Annotated in this window: 16 protein-coding genes; 10 read left to right on the top strand and 6 right to left on the bottom strand. The window is 67.1% G+C overall.

The annotated features are described in order from the left end of the window. The first annotated feature begins 33 nt into the window (after positions 1 to 33). Positions 34 to 339 (top strand): NAD(P) transhydrogenase subunit alpha, encoded by a 306-nt coding sequence (locus tag XnspCFBP7698_RS11800; RefSeq protein ID WP_179457004.1) that lies wholly within the window; start codon positions 34 to 36, stop codon positions 337 to 339. Then, complete coding sequence (locus tag XnspCFBP7698_RS11795) at positions 336 to 1,793, top strand: NAD(P)(+) transhydrogenase (Re/Si-specific) subunit beta (protein ID WP_104580881.1); 1,458 nt, start codon at positions 336 to 338, stop codon at positions 1,791 to 1,793. The genes XnspCFBP7698_RS11800 and XnspCFBP7698_RS11795 overlap by 4 nt, the downstream gene beginning before the upstream one ends. A gap of 633 nt (positions 1,794 to 2,426) precedes the next feature. Here the strand turns inward: XnspCFBP7698_RS11795 and XnspCFBP7698_RS11790 are convergent. Further along, a complete protein-coding gene (locus tag XnspCFBP7698_RS11790; protein ID WP_104580880.1) occupies positions 2,427 to 2,846 on the bottom strand; it encodes a hypothetical protein in 420 nt (139 codons plus the stop codon). Positions 2,847 to 3,032: 186 nt separating this feature from the next. On the opposite strand from XnspCFBP7698_RS11790, the gene sufT reads away from it, so the two are divergent. The 5 genes from sufT (at position 3,033) to XnspCFBP7698_RS11765 (ending at position 10,518) form a co-directional block, all read left to right on the top strand. Next, entirely contained in the window at positions 3,033 to 3,587 is a 555-nt protein-coding gene (gene sufT / locus XnspCFBP7698_RS11785) for a putative Fe-S cluster assembly protein SufT (RefSeq protein WP_029219190.1), read from the top strand. Between the two features lie 64 nt (positions 3,588 to 3,651). Further along, complete coding sequence (locus tag XnspCFBP7698_RS11780) at positions 3,652 to 4,737, top strand: branched-chain amino acid aminotransferase (RefSeq protein WP_039410064.1); 1,086 nt, start codon at positions 3,652 to 3,654, stop codon at positions 4,735 to 4,737. Positions 4,738 to 5,050: 313 nt separating this feature from the next. Continuing rightward, positions 5,051 to 6,802, top strand: coding sequence for a S8 family peptidase (locus XnspCFBP7698_RS11775; protein WP_123137428.1), 1,752 nt, complete (start codon positions 5,051 to 5,053; stop codon positions 6,800 to 6,802). Positions 6,803 to 7,068: 266 nt separating this feature from the next. Continuing rightward, positions 7,069 to 8,478, top strand: coding sequence for a S8 family peptidase (locus XnspCFBP7698_RS11770; RefSeq protein WP_047695358.1), 1,410 nt, complete (start codon positions 7,069 to 7,071; stop codon positions 8,476 to 8,478). Between the two features lie 342 nt (positions 8,479 to 8,820). Next, positions 8,821 to 10,518 carry a S8 family peptidase gene (locus tag XnspCFBP7698_RS11765; protein WP_104580878.1) on the top strand — a complete coding sequence of 566 codons (1,698 nt, stop codon included), beginning with the start codon at positions 8,821 to 8,823 and terminating at the stop codon, positions 10,516 to 10,518. On the opposite strand, the gene XnspCFBP7698_RS21560 is transcribed toward XnspCFBP7698_RS11765, so the two are convergent. The 5 genes from XnspCFBP7698_RS21560 to wrbA all read right to left on the bottom strand — a co-directional run bounded on the left by XnspCFBP7698_RS21560 (position 10,502) and on the right by wrbA (position 12,882). Continuing rightward, positions 10,502 to 10,756 carry a hypothetical protein gene (locus XnspCFBP7698_RS21560; RefSeq protein WP_158591102.1) on the bottom strand — a complete coding sequence of 85 codons (255 nt, stop codon included), beginning with the start codon at positions 10,754 to 10,756 and terminating at the stop codon, positions 10,502 to 10,504. The two genes, XnspCFBP7698_RS11765 and XnspCFBP7698_RS21560, sit on opposite strands and share 17 nt — an antisense overlap. 32 nt (positions 10,757 to 10,788) lie before the next feature. Continuing rightward, a complete protein-coding gene (ybaK, locus tag XnspCFBP7698_RS11760; protein WP_047695361.1) occupies positions 10,789 to 11,262 on the bottom strand; it encodes a Cys-tRNA(Pro) deacylase in 474 nt (157 codons plus the stop codon). A gap of 4 nt (positions 11,263 to 11,266) precedes the next feature. Next, positions 11,267 to 11,752 (bottom strand): asparaginase domain-containing protein, encoded by a 486-nt coding sequence (locus tag XnspCFBP7698_RS11755; protein WP_039411242.1) that lies wholly within the window; start codon positions 11,750 to 11,752, stop codon positions 11,267 to 11,269. A 180-nt stretch (positions 11,753 to 11,932) separates the two neighbouring features. Further along, positions 11,933 to 12,289 (bottom strand): DUF2069 domain-containing protein, encoded by a 357-nt coding sequence (locus XnspCFBP7698_RS11750; protein WP_047695362.1) that lies wholly within the window; start codon positions 12,287 to 12,289, stop codon positions 11,933 to 11,935. Beyond that, positions 12,286 to 12,882, bottom strand: coding sequence for an NAD(P)H:quinone oxidoreductase (gene wrbA, locus XnspCFBP7698_RS11745; RefSeq protein WP_039411246.1), 597 nt, complete (start codon positions 12,880 to 12,882; stop codon positions 12,286 to 12,288). Before wrbA ends, XnspCFBP7698_RS11750 begins: the two co-directional genes overlap by 4 nt. A gap of 109 nt (positions 12,883 to 12,991) precedes the next feature. On the opposite strand from wrbA, the gene XnspCFBP7698_RS11740 reads away from it, so the two are divergent. From XnspCFBP7698_RS11740 to XnspCFBP7698_RS11730, 3 genes are read left to right on the top strand one after another with little or no spacing between them, the layout of a single operon-like run. Further along, the gene (locus tag XnspCFBP7698_RS11740; protein ID WP_039411248.1) at positions 12,992 to 14,269 is read left to right on the top strand and encodes a YihY family inner membrane protein; all 1,278 of its coding nucleotides are present in this window, start codon (positions 12,992 to 12,994) and stop codon (positions 14,267 to 14,269) included. Continuing rightward, positions 14,266 to 14,874: a TlpA disulfide reductase family protein gene (locus XnspCFBP7698_RS11735; protein ID WP_104580876.1), complete on the top strand. Its 609-nt coding sequence runs from the start codon at positions 14,266 to 14,268 to the stop codon at positions 14,872 to 14,874. The genes XnspCFBP7698_RS11740 and XnspCFBP7698_RS11735 overlap by 4 nt, the downstream gene beginning before the upstream one ends. Beyond that, a complete protein-coding gene (locus XnspCFBP7698_RS11730; protein WP_104580875.1) occupies positions 14,874 to 15,140 on the top strand; it encodes an acylphosphatase in 267 nt (88 codons plus the stop codon). The genes XnspCFBP7698_RS11735 and XnspCFBP7698_RS11730 overlap by 1 nt, the downstream gene beginning before the upstream one ends. Positions 15,141 to 15,186: the final 46 nt, after the last annotated feature.

Raw genomic sequence — 15,186 nt, 5'->3', positions numbered from 1 at the left:
GGCGGGCCGCACCGGCCAGTGGAGCGAAAGACCATGAGCGACGGGTTCGTAGCGCTGTACATCTTCATGCTGGCGGCCATCGCCGGCCACGTGATCATCGCGCGGGTGCCGGTGATCCTGCATACGCCACTGATGTCGGGGTCCAATTTCATCCACGGCATCGTGCTGATCGGGGCGATGGTGGTGCTGGGCCATGCCGATACCACGCTGGAAAAGGCGCTGGGGTTTGTCGCCGTGGTGCTGGGCGCGGGCAATGCGGCCGGCGGCTACGTGGTGACCGAGCGGATGCTGGACATGTTCAGGGCCAGCAAGAAGCCGGCGGCCAGGGAGGAGCCATGACCGTCACCACTGCCGAGCTGCTGGACTGGCTGGTCAAGTCCAGCTATCTGGTCGCCGCCACGCTGTTTCTGCTCGGCCTGCAGCGCATGGCCTCGCCAGTGACCGCGCGCGGCGGCATCCGCTGGGCCGGGCTGGGCATGCTGATCGCCACCGTGGCCACGTTCTTCCTTCCCGAACTGCACAACGTGCCGCTGATCCTGGCGGCACTGGCGATCGGCACCGGGGTGGCGTGGTGGTCGGCCAAGAAGGTGGCCATCACCGACATGCCGCAGATGGTGGCGCTGTACAACGGCATGGGCGGCGGCTCGGCGGCGGCGATCGGCGCAGTGGAGCTGCTGCGGTTTTCCTTCCTTGCCAACCGCGACACTGCGCACTGGAGCGCGCAGGCCATTGCCGAGCTGGCGGCGCGGCGGCCGGAGGCCACCACCGTGGCGCTGGCGGTAGTCGGCTCGGCGATCGGCGCGGTGTCGCTGTCCGGCTCGATCATCGCCTGGGCCAAGCTGGGCGGCCGACTCGACCGGCGGGTGACCTTCCCCGGCCAGCAGGCGTTCAATCTGCTGGTGGCAGTGGCAGTGCTGGCGCTCGGCATCTGGGCGGCGAGCAGCCTGCAGCCGCTGGCGATCATCGCCTTCTTCGTGCTGGCGCTGGCGCTGGGCGTGCTGATGACCCTGCCGATCGGCGGTGCCGACATGCCGGTGGTGATCTCGCTCTATAACGCCTTCACCGGGCTGGCGGTGGCCTTCGAGGGCTATGTACTGGGCAACGAGGCGTTGATCATCGCCGGCATGATGGTGGGTGCGGCCGGCATCCTGCTGACGCGCTTGATGGCCAAGGCGATGAACCGGCCGATCAGTGGCGTGCTGTTTTCCAACTTCGGTGGCGGCGGGCAGACGCAGGAGATCAGCGGCGCACAGAAGCCGATCGAGGCCGGCGATGTGGCCGCGATGATGGCGTTCGCCGAGCGGGTGGTGATCGTGCCCGGCTACGGCATGGCAGTGGCGCAGGCGCAGCACAAGATCTGGGAGCTGGCGCAGCGCCTGATCGCACGCGGGGTCAAGGTGAAGTTCGCGATCCATCCGGTCGCCGGGCGCATGCCCGGGCACATGAACGTGCTGCTGGCCGAAGCCGGCGTGCCGTACGACCTGATCGCCGATATGGACGACATCAATCCGGAATTCGCCAGCACCGATGTGGCGTTGGTGATCGGCGCCAACGACGTGGTCAATCCGGTCGCAAAGACCGACCCGGCCAGCCCGATCTACGGCATGCCGATCCTGGACGTGGTCAATTCGAAGAACACGGTGGTCATCAAGCGCGGCAAGGGCACGGGCTTTGCCGGTATCGAGAATGCGCTGTTCTACGCCGACAACACGCGCATGTTGTACGGCGATGGGGCAGAAGCGGCCGGCGCGCTAGTCAGCGAGTTGAAGGCGCTGGATGGCGGCGCGCATTGAGGGCGTGGGTCTTGTCAGCCTCTCTTTAACTGGTTGGTGAGGGCGGGTGTGTTCGTGCGCGATGACGAATCACTGCACCGCAGAGTTGGTTGTTTTTTTAAGAACGAAGGCATCACGTCGCTGATTGCTCTTGGAAAGCTTTACGCACCGACCACCGTCGAGGGCGCGGTGCCCTTACCGCTCGCGGGACACGCCGTTAATCCATCCCTGGAGGCTTGGTGGCGGCATCCATGCCGCCAACGGTCCCGCAATCGGCGAGGGCACTGCACCAGACAGTTGGCTGGTGGTTTTGTTGAAAAGCAAAGACACCGCGTTGCAGCTTGCTAGTCGCTGTTGAAATCCATGTAGACCGACCATCTCGACTGGTCCTTGCCTGCCCACCGTCGCGGGACCTTGAGCGGCATGGATGCCGCGCCAGAGCCTCCAGGGACGGATTCACGGCGTGTCCCGCGATGGTGGGCGGGCGAGGGCCCTGCAGCAAACACGACGACATCGAATGCGCGACGAGGACACCGCAACAGAAAGTTTGCTGGTGGTTTTATTGAAGAGCCAGGACAACGCGCCAGGGTGTTGATCGTGGGCCTTGTTGAAAACTCTGCATACCAACCATCTCTATGCCAAACACGCCCCGATTCAGCGCGCTGCCCACCACGCCACTAACAGTGCGGCGACGTAGCACAGCAGATCGAAGCCGTTGTTGGCCAGTTGCAACAGGGTCCAGGCCAGACCGGTGCCCATCTTCTGTGCCGAGGTCCATGGGTCCAGACCGAGCGGTCCGCCCAGTTGGGCCGAGGCGATCCCCCAGTTGGCGCCGACGATGATCAATGCTGTCGTGACGACGGCGACACCGATGCGCAGCCGGCCGGCACGCAAGGTGCCAAGGCGCAGCATCCAGACGATCTCCAGCGCTGCGACGACCGCCATCCAGCCGGCCTGGTTGCCGAGCGCGAGTGCGATGAGGAGCCAGGCGATGAGGGCGGTGACGCATCCCAGCAGCAGGAGCGGGGGCCAGAGCCAGTGGGCGGTTCTGGCGGACGCGGTGGTGGGCGGCATTGGAGCTCCTGACAGTGCGCACATGATAGAACGCGGGCCGGCCTCTGCGCTGCATGCCTCGCCCCCACGGTGCGGCGGATGGAATGCAGCGTCGTCGCTGACGGGCGCCGCGTGCGGCGGCGATGCCGTCGCGGTCGGCTAGAATGGCCGACTTGCGCGCGTCCGGCGCGGCCCCATATCCAGCCCATGTATTCCCGTAGCAGCGAACCCGTCCAGTTCGAACGCGATTGCGATGCCGTCATGGTGCCGCAGGGCGATTCGGTGACCCTGCCCGCAGGCAGTTACGGCTATATCACCCAGGCCCTGGGTGGCAGCTACACCGTCTTTGTCGAGGGCAATCTGTTCCGTATTGCCGGCAAGGATGGCGATGCGATCGGCAAGGAGGCTCCGCCCGGGCTGGAATTGCCCGACAACGCCAGCGACGAAGAGGTCGAAGCGCTGGTGTGGCAGCAGCTGCGCACCTGCTTCGACCCGGAAATTCCGTTCAACATCGTCGACCTGGGGCTGGTCTACGAGGCCGTTGTCAGCCATCGCGAAGAAGACGATCAGCGCCGGGTGGACGTCAAGATGACGCTCACCGCGCCCGGTTGCGGCATGGGCGAGATCCTGGTCGACGACGTGCGCAGCAAGGTCGAAATGATTCCGACCATCGCCGAGGCCGATGTCGAGCTGGTGTTCGACCCGCCATGGGGCCGGCATATGATGTCCGAAGCGGCCCGTCTCGAGACCGGCATGCTCTGATCGTCACGCGCCATGTCCACGATGTGGCGCCGCGTCCTTTCGCCCGCCATACAGGAATCTCCCGGTGTCCGTGTCCTTCGCTTCCACCCGTTCCCCGTCGCCGCGCAGCGCCGACGAACTGTCCGTGATCTTGGCCGCGCCCGGTTTCGGGCTGCATTTCACCGACCACATGGTCGCCATTTCCTGGAACAACGAGCAGGGCTGGCATGACGCGCAGGTGCGCGCGTACGGCCCGCTGCAGCTGGATCCGGCGGCGTCGGTGCTGCATTACGGCCAGGAGATCTTCGAGGGCATCAAGGCCTACCGGCATGCCGATGGCTCGATCTGGACCTTCCGCCCGCAGGCCAACGGCGAGCGTCTGCAGCGCTCTGCGCGCCGTCTGGCACTGCCGGAATTGCCGGTGGACCTGTTCGTCGAATCGCTGCGCCAGCTGGTGGCGGTGGACGCCGGCTGGGTGCCGTCGGCACCGGAAACCAGCCTGTATTTCCGCCCCTTCATGATCGCCGATGAGGCGTTTTTGGGCGTGCGTGCGGCTCACAAGGCCTCGTACTACGTGATCGCCAGCCCGGCTGGCCCGTACTTCGCCAAGGGTGTGGCGCCGGTGTCGATCTGGTTGTCCACCGACTACGCGCGTGCGGCCAAGGGCGGCACCGGCGCGGCCAAGTGCGGCGGCAACTACGCTGCCTCGCTGCTGCCGCAGCAAAAAGCCTATGCGCAGGGCTGCTCGCAGGTGCTGTTCCTTGACCCGGTGGAAGGCAAGTACATCGAAGAGCTGGGCGGCATGAACGTGTTCCTGGTCTACAAGGACGGCAGCCTGGTGACGCCGGAACTGTCCGGCAGCATCCTGGAAGGCATCACCCGCGACAGCATCCTGCAACTGGCCCGCGACCGCGGCATGCAGGTGATCGAGCGCAAGGTGGCCATCGACGAGTGGAAGCAGGGCGTGGCCTCCGGCGAGATCACCGAGGTGTTCGCTTGCGGCACCGCGGCGGTGGTAACCCCGATCGGCGAGCTCAAGGGTGACGGTTTCGCGGTAGGCGATCTGTCCGCACCGGCGGGCGAGGTCACCATGTCGCTGCGCCAGGAGTTGACCGACATTCAATACGGCCGCGTGCCGGATCGTCACGGTTGGCTGGTGCGTTTGTCATAAGCCGCCATACATCGTCAAAAAATGGCCCTCGTGTGTCAGCACGGGGGTTTTTTTTGGCCTGCCCTGCAGCAAATGCGCCGTGACCGGTCAAAAAACTGTGCGAAGCGGACTGAACAGAGCTGATCGTTGTCACAAAACTGATATTTAAGTTTCAAAAGTGTCGATCTTGTATTGTCCAGTTTGGTTGCGCTGGGGTAGGTTCGCTGAACGGATCGGCAACAGGGGATCGTTCCGGGGACTCGGTGCTGACCGATGGAAGGCGGCGCCGGATAACACCGCTCAGGCGGTTCTCTTTGATTTGGAAGGGAATTCAATGTCGAACGCGTCCTCTCGCAAGCGTCCTCGCGCACTCATCGTCATGCGCGCAACCGCGCTGACCTCGCTGTTGCTGGCAACGCCTGCGTTCGCCGGCGAGGTCTACCTGGATGGCCTTGCCACCGCCCAGACCCACCAGAAATTCATCGTCACCTACAAGGACGGCAGCAATGCCCTGGCCAGTCCAAGCGTGTTGACCAGTTCGCTGCGCGCCGCCGCCCGTGCGGTACCGGCCAAAGCGGGCAGGGCGCTGGGTCTCAATTCGGTGCGCCGCCTGGCAGTGGGGCCGGAGCTGATCCAGGCCGACCGCGCACTGGACCGTGCCGAAGCCGAGACGCTGATGCGCCAGCTGGCCGCCGACCCGAACGTGCAGAGCGTGGAAGTGGATCAGATCCTGCACGCCACGCTGACCCCGAACGACACCCGTTTGTCCGAGCAGTGGGCCTTCGGCACGACCAATGCCGGCCTCAATATCCGCTCGGCGTGGGACAAATCTACCGGTGCCGGCGTGCGCGTGGCGGTCATCGACACCGGCATCGTCAGCCACCCCGACCTCAATGCCAACGTCCTGTCGGGCTACGATTTCATCAGCGACGCGGCAACCGCGCGCGATGGCAACGGGCGCGACAGCAATCCCGCCGACGAGGGCGATTGGTACGCCGCCAACGAGTGCGGCACCGGCATTCCGGCGGCGACCTCCAGCTGGCACGGGACCCACGTCGCCGGCACGGTTGCCGCAGTGACCAACAACGCCACCGGCGTGGCCGGTACTGCCTATGGCGCCGAGGTGATCCCGGTGCGCGTGCTCGGCAAGTGCGGCGGTTCGCTGTCGGATATCTCCGATGCCATCATCTGGGCTTCGGGCGGCACCGTTTCGGGAGTGCCGACGCTGTCGTCGGCGAATGCGGCCGAGGTCATCAACATGTCGCTCGGCGGCGGCGGCGCCTGTTCGACCACCATGCAGAACGCCATCAATAGTGCGGTGTCCCGTGGTACCACCGTGGTGGTGGCTGCGGGCAACGATGCATCCAACGTGTCCGGTTCGCTGCCGGCCAACTGCGCCAACGTGATCGCGGTAGCGGCCACCACCTCGGCCGGCGCCAAGGCCAGCTATTCCAACTTCGGCACCGGCATCGACGTGTCAGCGCCGGGTTCGGCGATCCTGTCCACGCTCAATAGCGGCACTACCACGCCGGGCAGCGCCAGCTACGCGTCCTACAACGGTACCTCGATGGCGTCGCCGCATGTAGCCGGCGTGGTGGCGCTGGTGCAATCGGCGGCCCCGTCCCCGCTGACGCCTGCCGCCGTGGAAACCTTGCTGAAGAATACGGCCCGGGCATTGCCAGGCGCCTGCTCCGGTGGCTGCGGCGCCGGCATCGTCAACGCCGATGCCGCGGTCACGGCCGCGATCAGCGGCAGCAATGGGGGCGGCGGTGGCGGCGGCGGCAACACGTTGACCAATGGCACGCCGGTGACCGGCCTGGGCGCGGCCACCGGTGCAGAGCTGAACTACACCATCGCGGTGCCGGCGGGCAGCGGCACGCTCACCGTGGCGATCAGCGGCGGCAGCGGCGATGCCGACCTGTACGTGCGTGCCGGCAGTGCACCGACCGACACCACCTACACCTGCCGGCCCTACCGCAGTGGCAATGCGGAAACCTGCAGCATCACCGCGCCGTCGGGAACCTATTACGTGCGGGTCAAGGCGTACAGCACGTTCTCCGGCGTGACCCTGAGGGCCAGCTACTAGGGCCCGGTTGTTCGACGCCGCGTTGCGCTGCCGGTCACGTGCCGGCAGCCGCGCCGGCCGCGCCTCACCCCATCTGCGATGTCTCGCCCACGTCTGCCAGTTCGGCAGGCGCTGGCGGCGCATTGCCGCTCGGCCGGCAAGGACACCGGTCAGTCGTTTCGACGGGCGTCACCGCCCGTGCGTTCCGGCCCGATCCGCGGTGTGCGGCAAGGGGCCGGCCATCTCGCCGCAACCGCGGCACTTCATAAAAAACTGAGGAACGATCGATGTCCAATGTGTCGCAACGTCGTGCACCCGCACGCGCCCTGGTCGTGCTGGGTGTTTCCGCGCTGACCTGTCTGCTGGCCGTGCCGGCGTTCGCCGGTCAGGTCAATCTGTCCGGTTTGGAGTCGCAGCCCACGCTGGACCGGTTCATCGTCAAATACAAGGACGGCTCCAGCGCGGCAGTAAGCCCGACCTCGATGCGTGCATCGCTCAACTCCGTTGCCAAAGCCGTGCCGGCACGCGCCGGCCGTGCGCTGGGCCTGAACCACGTGCGCCGCACTGCGCTGGGTTCGGAAGTGCTCAAGACCGACCGTAGCCTGGACCGTGCCGAAGCCGAAACGCTGATGCGCCGCATCGCCGCCGATCCGAGTGTGGATTACGTCGAGGTCGATCAGATCATGTATCCGGTGTTGACCCCGAACGACACCCGCCTGTCCGAACAGTGGGGCTTTGGCACCAGCGCCTCCAGCATCAACGTGCGCCCGGCCTGGGATACCGCCACCGGCACCGGCGTGGTGGTTGCCGTGATCGATACCGGCATCACCAGCCACCCGGATCTCAACGCCAACGTGCTGCCGGGTTACGACTTCATCAGCGATGCGGCGCGTGCGCGCGACAACAACGGGCGTGACAGCAACCCGGCCGACCAGGGCGACTGGCGCGCGGCCAACCAGTGCGGTACCGGCATTCCCGCCGCCAACTCCAGCTGGCACGGCACCCACGTGGCCGGCACCATCGCGGCGGTGACCAACAACAACAGCGGCGTGGCCGGTACTGCGTTCAATGCGCGCGTGGTGCCGATCCGTGCGCTGGGCCTGTGTGGCGGCGCCACCTCCGACATCGTCGATGCCATCGTCTGGGCTTCGGGCGGCACCGTGTCCGGCGTGCCGGCCAATGCCAACCCGGCCGAGGTGATCAACATGTCGCTGGGCGGCAATGGCACCTGTTCGGCCACCTACCAGAACGCGATCAACAGCGCGGTGTCGCGCGGCACCACCGTGGTGGTGGCGGCCGGCAACAGCAATGCCAACGTGGCCAACTTCACCCCGGCCAGCTGCGCCAACGTGATCTCGGTGGCCTCGATCACCTCGGCCGGCGCGCGTTCGAGCTTCTCCAACTTCGGCACCACCATCGATATCTCCGGCCCCGGCTCGTCGATCCTGTCCACGCTCAACAGCGGCACCACCACCCCCGGGTCGGCCAGCTATGCCAGCTACAACGGCACTTCGATGGCGGCCCCGCATGTGGCCGGCGTGGTGGCGCTGGTGCAGTCGGCGGCCAGCCGTCCGCTGACGCCGGCGGCGGTGGAAACCCTGTTGAAGAACACCGCCCGTCCGCTGCCGGGCGCCTGCTCGGGCGGCTGCGGTGCCGGCATCGTCAACGCCGCCGGCGCGGTCAGCCAGACCCCGTAAGGCCGCGCCGACACCCTGGATGCCGGCGCTCTTGCCGGCATCGACGTCGGGCCAACCCCGACGCAGCTGTCGGTGTTTTGAAACCTGCACTGCCCCGCTTCGGCGGGGCAGTGTGCGTTCGGGCAGCGGCAATTGCCGGGCTGCCGGCGCAGGCCGGCCGTAACGGCTGAATGAAGCGCATGCGGGCGCAGCGTGGCCGCTTCAGCGCCACCTGCGGCACGCCGATAGCCACCCCACGTGAGGCATGCGCCATCTGCCTGCCCACGCATCGGGCAAGGCGCATCGCAGTGGCGTTAGCGCGTTGCCATCCGGGTTGCCAGCTCCTTGGGGAGGGATGGATTCATGTCGTATCACTCAGTTGGCGCATTGCGCCGCATTGCACTCGTCTGTGCGTTGTCATGCACGTTTCATGCCGCCGCCGGCGAGGTCAGCCTGCAAGGCTTGAACTCCAGCAGCAGCCATCAGCGCTTCATCGTCAGCTACAAGGACCGCATCGGCAGCAGCCGGGCGACCGGGTTGTCTGCGCCCTGGCGCGACATCGCGCGCGCGGTGCCGGAAGCGCGCGGACGTGCGCTGGGCTTGTCTGCAACGCGTCGGCTCAGTACCGGTCCGATGTTGTTGGTGGCCGACCGCAAGCTGGACCGTGTGGACTCGGAAAGCCTGATGCGCCGCCTCGCAGCCGACCCGGCGGTCAAGCGCGTGGAAGTGGACGTGCTGATGCGTCCGTTGCTGGTGCCTAACGACCCGGGCGTGCCGCAGCAGTGGGCGATGGGCACGACCAGCGCCGGCCTCAACATCCGCCCGGCCTGGGACCGCACCACCGGCAAGGGCATCGTGGTGGCGGTGATCGATACCGGCATCACCAACCATCCCGACCTGGCAGCGAACGTGCTGCCCGGTTACGACTTCATCATCGATCCTGCGACTGCGCGCGACGGCAGCGCGCGCGATGCCAATGCCACCGACCAGGGCGACTGGGCCGCCGCCAACGAATGCGGCCCCGGTGCGTCCGCGTCCAGCTCCAGCTGGCATGGCACCCATGTCGCCGGCATCGTGGCGGCCGTCGGCAACAACGCGACGGGTGTGGTCGGCACTGCCTTCAACGCCAAGATCCTGCCCTTGCGGGTACTGGGCCGATGCGGCGGCTACATGTCCGACATCGCCGATGCGATCGTCTGGGCGTCCGGCGGCAAGGTCAATGGCGTGCCGGCCAACCCGAACCCGGCCACGGTGATCAATCTCTCGCTCGGCGGCTACGGCAGTTGTTCGACAACCCTGAGCAACGCCATCACCGCTGCGGTGACGCGTGGCAGCGCAGTGGTGGCGGCGGCCGGCAACAGCAATATGGATGTCTCCACCAGCGTGCCGGCCAACTGCCCGAACGTGATCGCGGTGGCAGCCACCACCTCGGCCGGTGCCAAGGCCACTTTCTCCAACTTCGGCAAGGGCGTGGACATCGCAGCGCCCGGGCAGTCCATCGTATCCACGCTCAATACCGGCACCACGGTTCCTGGCAATGCCGCCTACGCGGGCTATAGCGGTACCTCGATGGCCGCGCCGCATGTGGCCGGCGTGGTGGCGCTGATGCAGTCGGTGGCCCTGAATCCGCTCACCCCGGCCACGGTGAAGGCCTTGCTCAAGAGCAGCGCGCGGCCGTTGCCAGTGGCCTGCACGCAGGGCTGCGGGGCAGGACTGGTGAATGCCGACGGCGCGGTGACGGCGGTGATCGAGTCGACCACCTTGACCAGGAATGTGGCTCGCACCGGGCTGAGCGCAGCGCTTTCCGATTCGCTGTATTACCGGGTCAACGTGCCGGCCGGCACGCGCACGCTCAAGGTCACGCTTGCCGGTGGCAGCGGCAATGCCGATCTGTCGCTACGGGCCGGCGCGTTGCCGACCGATGCCGCGTACAGCTGCCGCAGCATGTTGCCGGGCAATGGCGACAGCTGCACGCTGGCTGCGCCCGCAGCCGGCGTGTACTACGTCCGCTTGAAGGCGACGCTGGGCTTCTCTGCGGTCAGCGTCACTGCGGCGTATTGAGGAGTTCCGGCGCGGCGTTGCCGCCGCGTCTGGAGACGCTGACGAGTGCCGCGGCGTGGGCAGTCGTCAGTGGGTGCGGGGAGCCTGGCGCGACATCGATTGGAAGTTGGATACTGAAGTCGAAGTCGAAGTCGAAGTCGAAGTCGAAGTCGAAGTCGAAGTCGAAGTCTAGGTCAAGGTCAAGGTTCGACCGAGATGTCGCGTGTGAGCCAGGAATCTGAGCGAGGAACGCGCGCACCAGCGGGTGCGTGCGGCAGCGCGATGATGCGTCTATTCGCACAGCGCACAGGCGCGTGCGGCCAGTGCCTGCAACAGCTGGGCGCCGGGCAATTCCAGCAGCAAGCCACGCTGGCCAGCGTTGATCCAGAGCGCGGGTGCATCCAGTGCGCTGGTGTCGACCAGCACCGGCGCCTGCCGTTGCTGGCCGAGCGGGCTGATGCCGCCGACCTTGTAGCCGGTGCGGCGTTCGGCATCGGCCACCTCCATCATGCGTGCCGACTTGCCGCCGTACGCGCTGGCGAGTTTCTTCAGCGACACCCGGCGGTCGCAGGGAATCACCACGCAGACGGCGTTGTCATCGACCCACGCCATCAGCGTCTTCAATACGGCGTGCGGCGGTAGCCCCAGCGCCTGCGCGGCTTGTAATCCCTTCGCATCGGCATCGGCCTGATAGGCGTATGGGTGCAACACATAGCCCACGCCGGCCGCGTCCAATGCCTTGGTGGCGCGGGTGGCCTTGCTCATCGTGTCAGATCGATTCGAAACGGTTGGCCGCCACGTTCTTGCGCACCTTTTCCGGGTTCCAGATGCGGCCGTTCATGGCGATATAGACGCCCGCCGGCAACGACTGCACCGCACCCACCGCGCAGCCGATATTGAATTCCGCATCCGAGCCGCGGAAGCGCGCCGGGTTCAACGCACCGGTCATCACGATGGTCTTGTCGGCGATCGTCTGCAGCACCTTGCCGGTTTCCACCATCGAGTCGGTGCCGTGGGTGATCAGCACGTGGCGGGTGGGTTGGGCGGCGATGGTGGCGCGGATCAGTTCGCGGTCGGCCTCGGTGATGTGCAGCGAGTCCTTGCGGATGATCGGAATCACCGAGAAGCGGAAGGTCACGCCCAGTTCCTTGAGGATCTGGCCGATCTGCGGGTCGCCGATCTGGTAGTCCGATTTGTCGTCGAAGTAGATCTTGTCGATCGTGCCACCGGTGGTGACGATCAGAAGGTCTTCCATTGCTGCCAATCCTGTAGGGCCAACGCGGAGCAGGCCGCGCGAGGGCCGCCATGATACCGCCCGACTGCGGTGCTGGCTGCGGCCCGCGGGCAGGCAAGCCGGACACCCACGCTCACCTGGACAGAGGGGCGGTCCGCCACCGGGCCACCCGCGCGGTCAGTCCGCGCGCAGCTGCGCCGGTCAGCGCGCCCTGCGCTGTGCCCTGCGCTTGCTGCCGAACCGGGCCGCCACGCCAGGCCCGCTGACCAGCCCGATCACCAGCAGCGCCAGCAGCAGTTCCAGCCACGCCAGGCCGCGGGCATGCGGCTGGCTCCAGGCAGCCATCACGCCGTGGCTGAACCATCCCAGCGCGAACACGCCGGCCCAGAACCGTGCGCGGGCGCTGCGTACCGCCAGCACACCGGTCAGCGCGGCGGGCAGCACGAACACGATGAGCGCGGCGATCGGGCGCGCATCGTCGTGGAACCAGACCACGAACAGCAGCGCCAGCGCCAGTAGCGCCGCCGTCAGCAGCCAGCGCGTGGCGCGCAGGCTCACGGGGTCGCCAGCCGCCGCGCGATGTCGGCCACCCGGCGGCCGAGCGCGCGCGCCAGCAGGGTCTCGTCCTCGCTCGGTTGCGGGTCGCCGCCGGCACCGGACACATGGCTGGCGCCGTACGGCGTGCCGCCGCTGGTGGTGTGGCTAAGCGCGGGCTCGGTGAACGGAATGCCGACGATCAGGCAGCCGTGGTGCAGCAAGGGCAGATGCATCGACAGCAGCGTGGATTCCTGCCCGCCATGCATCGAGGCGGTCGAGGTGAACACACCCGCCGGCTTGCCGGCCAGGGTGCCGCTGGCCCATTCGGCGCCCAGGCTGTCCAGGAAGTGCTTCATCGGCGCAGCCATGTTGCCGAAGCGGGTGGGGCTGCCCAGCAACAGGCCGCTGCATTCGGCCAGATCGGCGCGGTCCACGTACGGGGCGCCTTCGTCCGGCACCGGCGGGGCGCTGGTCTGGGTGACCGCGGCCACCGGCGGCACCGTGCGCAGCCGCGCGCTCATGCCGGGCACTTCGCCGATGCCGCGCGCGATCTGCCGCGCCAGCCGCGCCACCGAACCGCCACGGCTGTAATACAGCACCAGAATCTCCGCCATCGCATCTACCAACTGTGTGAGTTGCCGCAGTATCGGCCAAGCGGCCGGCCCGCTGCACGCCGCAGGTGCGGCAAGGCCGCGATGACGGCGCATCGGGTACCCTTGCGCGATGTCGCGTGTGAACACCCTCCACCAATGGAAAGAGCGTCTGCGCGATCGCGCGCGGACGGTGAGCTTCGGGCGCTTTCTATGGCACCGCTTTCTGGACGACCGGCTGTTCCAGGCAGCCGCCTCGCTGGCCTACACCACGGTCTTTGCACTGGTGCCGCTGGCCATCGTGGTGTTCGGCGTGTTGTCGGCATTTCCGGCCTTCAACGAGTGGAAGGACGCGCTCACCGACTTCATCTTCAACAATTTCGTGCCCGGCGCGGCGCGTTCGGTGCAGAACTACCTCAACCGTTCGCTGGAAGACCTGGGCAAGTTCACCGTGGCCGGCATGGTGGCGCTGGTGGCTTCGCTGCTGATCACCCTGCACAGCATCGAGCAGACCTTCAACAGCATCTGGCGGGTGGCCGCTGCGCGCCCCAAGGTGACGCGGTTCCTGATCTACTGGACGGTGCTCACGCTGGGCACGATGCTGGCCGCGGCCTCGATGGCGATGGCGGCCTACGTGTTCGCGCTGCCGCTGTTCCGCACCACCGAAGGCCAGTGGCTGGCCGAATTCGCCTGGCGGCTGGCGCCGATGGCGGTGGAGTTCGTCTGCATCGTGCTGATCTACCGCGTGGTGCCGCAGCACGTGGTGCGGCTGCGGCATGCGCTGCCGGGCGCGCTGCTGGCGGTGATCCTGATGGAGATCGTCAAATGGGGCTTCGGGTTCTATCTCGGTAATTTCCAGACCTATCAGCGCATCTACGGCGCGCTGTCGGCATTGCCGATCCTGTTGTTGTGGATCTACCTGAGCTGGGTGTCGGTGCTGCTGGGCGCCTCGCTGGCCTCGTCGATGTCCGCATTCCGCTACCAGCCCGAAGCGATGCGGCTGCCGCCGGGCTTCGAGATCTACGGGCTGCTGCGGCTGCTGGGGCGTTTCCGCCAGGCGCGCATCCATGGAAACGGCCTGGACGAAGACCGCATCCTGGCGCTGGAACCCATGCTCACCGACACCCTGATGCAGGAGCTGCTGTGCGAGCTCAAACGCATCCGCCTGCTGCGTCGCGACGAGCGCGGGCAATGGCTGCTGGCGCGTGATCTGGACGTGGTGACCTTGGCCGAACTCTACGAAAACTGCCAGCTGCGCGTGCCGATCGAAGACCGCCCCTTGCCCTGTCGCGACGATGCCTATGGCCAGGCCGCCGCCGCGGCGCTGGAACAATTGCGCCAACCGTTGCGTAGCGTGCTGGCGCAACCGGTTGGCGACCTCTACACCCACCTTCCCGGAGATCCTCCATGACTGTGCGCCTTGTGCGCGGCGCATGCGCGCTGCTGTTGCCGCTGTTAGTGCTGACTGCCTGCAAGCCCACCGGCGACGGCGCGCCCGCGGCCGATCATGCGGCCGCCCCCACCGCGCCGGCGCAGCCACCAGCAGCGCCTGCCGCTCCCGATCCGGCCGGCGCCGCCAACACCTCGGTCGTGCAGCAGACCGCCGAAATGCCCAAGCTCTCGCTGCCGACCGTAACCGGCGAGACCTACGATCTGGCCGCGCATCGCGGCAAGTGGGTGGTGGTCAATTTCTGGGCCACCTGGTGCGCGCCCTGCCTGAAGGAAATGCCGGAACTGTCGGCGCTGCACACCATGCGCGATGCCGTCGAAGTGGTGGGCCTGGCCTATGAAGACATCACCGCTGCGGACATGCAGGCCTTCCTGAAGGACCATCCAGTCTCCTATCCGGTCGCCATCCTCGACCCGTACCAGCCGCCGCAGGACTTCGCCACGCCGCGCGGCCTGCCGATGACCTATCTGATCGGCCCGGACGGCAAGGTGGCCAAGCAATTCCTCGGCCCGGTCACCGCGCGCGATATCGAAGCCGCCGTGGGCATCACCGGCAAGGCCGGTTGATGCAGGCCGCACGCTTTGTCATCAGCGGCGTGGTGCAGGGCGTCTACTACCGGGCCTCCACCCGCGACCGCGCGCTGGCACTGGGCCTGTCCGGGCACGCCCGCAACCAGGCCGACGGCAGCGTTGAGGTGATCGCCGCCGGCAACGCGAATGCCCTGGATGCGCTGGAAACCTGGCTCTGGCAAGGCCCGCCGGCGGCGCGAGTGGCCGCGGTGACGCGCGCGCCCTGCCCGGTTCCGACGACTGAAGACTTTGTAACTGGCTGAGCGCCGGCCCGCACGGCGGGGCAACAGAGTTGGGGCGCCGCGCCGA

The sequence above is a fragment of the Xanthomonas sp. CFBP 7698 genome, assembly GCF_003600855.1.
GTDB classification, from domain to species: domain Bacteria; phylum Pseudomonadota; class Gammaproteobacteria; order Xanthomonadales; family Xanthomonadaceae; genus Xanthomonas; species Xanthomonas cannabis.
Note: the sequence above shows the minus strand (reverse complement) of the source record. Positions and strands in the feature narration are given on the sequence as shown.

What these genes read in the sequence shown, in the direction of transcription:
- XnspCFBP7698_RS11800 (WP_179457004.1), top strand. Translation starts at nt 34, where the DNA reads ATGAGCGACGGGTTCGTAGCGCTGTACATCTTCATGCTGGCGGCCATC.
- XnspCFBP7698_RS11795 (WP_104580881.1), top strand. Translation starts at nt 336, where the DNA reads ATGACCGTCACCACTGCCGAGCTGCTGGACTGGCTGGTCAAGTCCAGC.
- XnspCFBP7698_RS11790 (WP_104580880.1), bottom strand. Translation starts at nt 2,846, where the DNA reads ATGCCGCCCACCACCGCGTCCGCCAGAACCGCCCACTGGCTCTGGCCC.
- sufT (WP_029219190.1), top strand. Translation starts at nt 3,033, where the DNA reads ATGTATTCCCGTAGCAGCGAACCCGTCCAGTTCGAACGCGATTGCGAT.
- XnspCFBP7698_RS11775 (WP_123137428.1), top strand. Translation starts at nt 5,051, where the DNA reads ATGTCGAACGCGTCCTCTCGCAAGCGTCCTCGCGCACTCATCGTCATG.
- XnspCFBP7698_RS11770 (WP_047695358.1), top strand. Translation starts at nt 7,069, where the DNA reads ATGTCCAATGTGTCGCAACGTCGTGCACCCGCACGCGCCCTGGTCGTG.
- XnspCFBP7698_RS11765 (WP_104580878.1), top strand. Translation starts at nt 8,821, where the DNA reads ATGTCGTATCACTCAGTTGGCGCATTGCGCCGCATTGCACTCGTCTGT.
- ybaK (WP_047695361.1), bottom strand. Translation starts at nt 11,262, where the DNA reads ATGAGCAAGGCCACCCGCGCCACCAAGGCATTGGACGCGGCCGGCGTG.
- XnspCFBP7698_RS11755 (WP_039411242.1), bottom strand. Translation starts at nt 11,752, where the DNA reads ATGGAAGACCTTCTGATCGTCACCACCGGTGGCACGATCGACAAGATC.
- wrbA (WP_039411246.1), bottom strand. Translation starts at nt 12,882, where the DNA reads ATGGCGGAGATTCTGGTGCTGTATTACAGCCGTGGCGGTTCGGTGGCG.
- XnspCFBP7698_RS11740 (WP_039411248.1), top strand. Translation starts at nt 12,992, where the DNA reads ATGTCGCGTGTGAACACCCTCCACCAATGGAAAGAGCGTCTGCGCGAT.
- XnspCFBP7698_RS11735 (WP_104580876.1), top strand. Translation starts at nt 14,266, where the DNA reads ATGACTGTGCGCCTTGTGCGCGGCGCATGCGCGCTGCTGTTGCCGCTG.
- XnspCFBP7698_RS11730 (WP_104580875.1), top strand. Translation starts at nt 14,874, where the DNA reads ATGCAGGCCGCACGCTTTGTCATCAGCGGCGTGGTGCAGGGCGTCTAC.